The organism is Streptococcus sp. CCUG 71758, from assembly GCF_011714815.1.
GTDB classification, from domain to species: domain Bacteria; phylum Bacillota; class Bacilli; order Lactobacillales; family Streptococcaceae; genus Streptococcus; species Streptococcus halitosis.
This window is the reverse complement of record NZ_RXXO01000010.1, coordinates 1-4104: the sequence shown is the minus strand read 5'-3', so window position 1 is coordinate 4104 and position 4104 is coordinate 1. Positions and strand designations below refer to the sequence as shown.

Here is a 4104-nt window from a genome sequence, read left to right as displayed (position 1 = left end):
GATCTGGAGTTTTTACCGGTGGTGTTGGCTCATTTTCATAGCTTGGCGCTACTGGAGCTGGTTCCAATGGTTTCTCTACTTCATAAGTAGGAGCTTGTGGTGCAGTCGGTTCTACTGGTGGAGTTGGTTTTTCTTTTGTAATTTTCGGAACGTCAACCGCACGAATCTTACCATTGAGTGAGTACCAGATGTTTGGTCTTTTACCTGTATCAACCGCCATAACTGGATCAGAAGGAACTACTAAAGTAGCTGAAATGGCACCGACAGTAACACGGTTAGTTGAACCAGACATGCTAATTGCTCCTGCACCATACCAAGAGTTTGGAGCATCTGATGAATCCCAACCTGAACCAGGTTGACCATTTGGATACATAGTCCAACGAGATCCACCTTGGCCTTGTTTAAAGTTCAAGGTTTCAGTAGCATAAATCTTTCCGTCTTTTTCTCCAACAGAGGAACCAGAAATTTTAATAAAGTTACCAGTGTAATCCTTGGCCATCTCAATAGAATTATTTTCTCTATTTAGAGATGCTACTGAAAGAAGGGCATTGTCGAAATTAATTGGTTGGTCATTTTCATCATAGAAGGTAAATTCATTTTTAATGAAAATTGAAGTCCCTTTTTCAACATCACCAGTGTAAGCAGAAGCAAAGACTCCCAAAGTTGGGTCACTAAAGATTCCCAACCAAACTTTCCCAGTAGGATTTTGGAATTTTGAAGATGGATCTACAGTATATTTATAAACAATCTTCGAAATCTTTTTACCGTTGTAGTATGAATTCTGAAGGTTGGTATAAGTCGCAGTTACGCTTTGCCCACGTTCTAGAAGAACAGAGCCCCATTTAACTTCTGTTTTATTCCCTACATTGGTAGTCCAATCAGATTTGTCTCCAATATTACCATACAATTCCACTGAAGAAGTAGTCGCACCGTTCTCCAAGTTCTTGACATTGAGATTGTCTAACTGAAGATTTTTCTTTCCATATTGTACTGTGTCTTTCTTAAAGGCTTCATCAACTGCTGCTGCTGTAAGAAGTTTTCCTTCTGTTTTAAGGTCCAGTTGAGCTTTTGGTTCTAAATCATAAACCAAACTCTGAGCTGATGGCTTAGACAAGTAACCATCTTTATCTTTATTCTTTTCAAGTTCTTCAAGAGCTGCCTTAATTTTAGCCTGCTCATCCTGATAAGCCTTAAGCTTGGCTGGATACTCATCTACATCTTTCTTATACTTGGCAAGATCAGCTTCATATTTTGCTAATTTAGCTTCATAATCTGTTTTAGCCACGGCATTACGTTGCTTGATTTCTTCATTCTCAGCTTTAAGCACTGCATTTTTTGCCTTGTTGTCTTCAACAGCCTTCTCATAAGCTGCTTTTGCATCGGCATTCGCTTTTTGAACGCGAGCTAGTTCTGTCTGATAAGCCGCTAACTTAGTTTGGTAGTCTGTTTCGTTAGCTGCATTCGCTTGTTTGACTGCTGCCAAGTCTTTTTCGTATTGTGCTATTTTAGCCTCATAAGTTGCCTTGGCTGTTTTATTTCGTTGTTTAATAGCTTCATTTTCAGCTTGAATTGCTGTGTTTTTAGCTGTGTTTTCTTCAACTGCCTTTTCATAGGCTGCTTTAGCATCAGCATTTGCCTTTTGAACACGTGCCAATTCTATCTGATAAGCTGCTAATTTTGCTTGATAATCAGCATCATTATCTGCCTTAGCTTTCTTAATAGCTGCAAGTTCTGCTTCATACTGCTTCATCGCTGCTTCATAATTCGCTTTTGCAGTTTCATTACGTTGTTTAATCGCTTCATTTTCAGCTTGAAGCGCTGCATTCTTTGCAGTGTTTTCTTTTACTGCTTTATCATAAGCCTCTTTAGCTTCAGCATTAGCTTTTTGTACTCGAGCTAATTCTGTCTGGTAAGCCGAAAGTTTATTTTGATAATCCTGTTGACTATCTTCGTTTGCTTTTTTGACAGTTGCTAAATCTTTTTGATATTGTGCTAGCTTAGCCTCATATTCTGCTTTAGCTGTTGCATTGGCAGTGTTGATTTTTTCAACTTCTTCTTGATGATTTTTTAGATCTTTTTGGTACTTGTCATCCGCTGCTTTGTTTTCAGCATTGATTTTATCTGTTTCTGCCTGATGAGCTGCGACTTCTTTTTTATATGCTTCAGTTGTTGTCTTTATTTCTTTTGCTTGTTTAGCATAGTCGCTTTTAATCTCATCTTGTTTTTGAGCATTCTCTGTAGCAGTTGTGGCTGTTCCTTTGTCTTTTGTTTCATCTTGAACCACCTTAACTCCTGCAGATTTTGCATCGGCAACTGCTTTATCCAAATCAGCTGATGATACTTCTACTGGCAAAGCTGAGTCTTTAGAACCAGCCTTAGCTTGGCTTTCTTTGGCAACTTGGCTCATTTCACCCTGAGCTTCAGGTAGATTTGTGGCTGGGTTTCCTGTAGTAGCTACCTCAACTGTACTTGTGCTCTTCGTCTCTGTGACTTCGTCAGCAAAAACTGCCTGATCTGCAAAAGCAATCAAAGCAGTTCCTAAAACAGCACCACACAAAGTTTTCGCAACTTTGCTTTTACGAAATCCATAGACTTCTTTTTTATTTTTCATTATAAGCCATTTCCTTATCTAAATTTAGTCGTTACTTCTTATAGTAGCACTTTACAAGGCAAGATGCAAACATTTACTCTCCCCCCTTCATTTATCGATAAATCTAACATATTTATAAATGAAATTAAAAAGAAGATGGCCACACCATCTTCTTTTTAATTTCATTTATTTTGGCTCTATAATATTTGTAGTGGTTAAATCCCCTATAGATATTATGGAGCCTATTTTGTTGTAGAAAAAAGTCCCATATGACCTATAATGAAAAGCAACCAAACCATCATTAGAAAGAGCCATATGGAACAATTACATTTTATCACAAAACTACTCGATATCAAAGACCCTAATATCCAAATTATAGACATCATCAATAAGGATACCCACAAGGAAATCATCGCTAAATTGGATTATGATGCCCCACTTTGTCCTGATTGCTGAAGCCAAATGAAGAAATATGACTTTCAAAAACCTTCTAAAATTCCTTACCTCGAAACAACTGGTATGCCTACTAGAATTCTCCTTAAAAAGCGACGTTTCAAGTGCTATCAGTGCTCGAAAATGATGGTCTCTGAGACTTCCCTAGTCAAGAAAAATCACCAAATCCCTCGTATGATCAACCAAAAATTACTCAGAAGTTGATTGAAAAAACTTCTATGACTGATATTGCTCATCAACTTTCCATTTCAACTTCAACTGTCATTCGCAAACTCAATGACTTCCGTTTTAAGCATGATTTTTCTCGTCTGCCTGAGATTATGTCCTGGGACGAGTATGCCTTCACTAAGGGAAAGATGAGTTTCATTGCGCAAGATTTTGAAAAGCTCAATATCATCACTGTTCTTGAGGGCAGAACACAAGCTATCAAGCGCTACTGGACGCTCATTCAACAAGATAGCCGTAAACTCAGCCATAAGAGATTTTATCGCCCTGCTTTTCGTATGCACTTAACGAATAGAGAAATTCTAGACAAGCTTTTGAGCTATTCAGAAGACTTGACACACCTCTATCAACTCTTGCTTTTTCACTTTCAGAATAAGGAACCAGAGAAATTTTTCGGACTCATTGAAGACAATATAAAGAAGGTTCATTCTCTTTTTCAGACTGTCTTTAAAACATTTCTAAAGGACAAAGGGAAAATCGTCAATGCCCTTCAGTTATCCTATTCCAACGCAAAATTGGAAGCGACTAATAATCTCATCAAACTTATCAAACGCAATGCCTTTGGTTTTCGGAACTTTGAAAACTTCAAAAAGAGAATTTTCATCGCTCTGAATATCAAAAAAGAAAGGACGAAATTTGTTCTTTCTCGAGCTTAGCTTTTCTTCAACCCACTACAGTTGACAATGAGCCTAAAAAAGAGGAAACAGAGTTCCTCTTTTCTATTTAACTTTTAGAGCTTAGTTGCTTTCGTCTTCTTTACGTTTCAACTGACCAAGTCCTAAAACTCCTACTAAAGCTGCTAGACCAAGATATGGCATGTAGCTTGAATCATTTGT

At 37.7% G+C, this 4104-nt stretch carries 1 protein-coding gene and 1 pseudogene; one reads left to right on the top strand and one right to left on the bottom strand.

Features of this window, described 5'->3' with window-relative positions; genetic code table 11:
- Positions 1-2611, bottom strand: a 2611-nt coding sequence (locus EKB01_RS09265) for an antigen I/II family LPXTG-anchored adhesin (RefSeq protein ID WP_167266726.1), incomplete at its 3' end; no start/stop codon positions are given.
- A 294-nt stretch (positions 2612-2905) separates the two neighbouring features.
- Between EKB01_RS09265 and EKB01_RS09260 the strand changes: the two are divergent.
- Positions 2906-3924 (top strand): annotated as a pseudogene (locus tag EKB01_RS09260) (transposase).
- Positions 3925-4104: the final 180 nt, after the last annotated feature.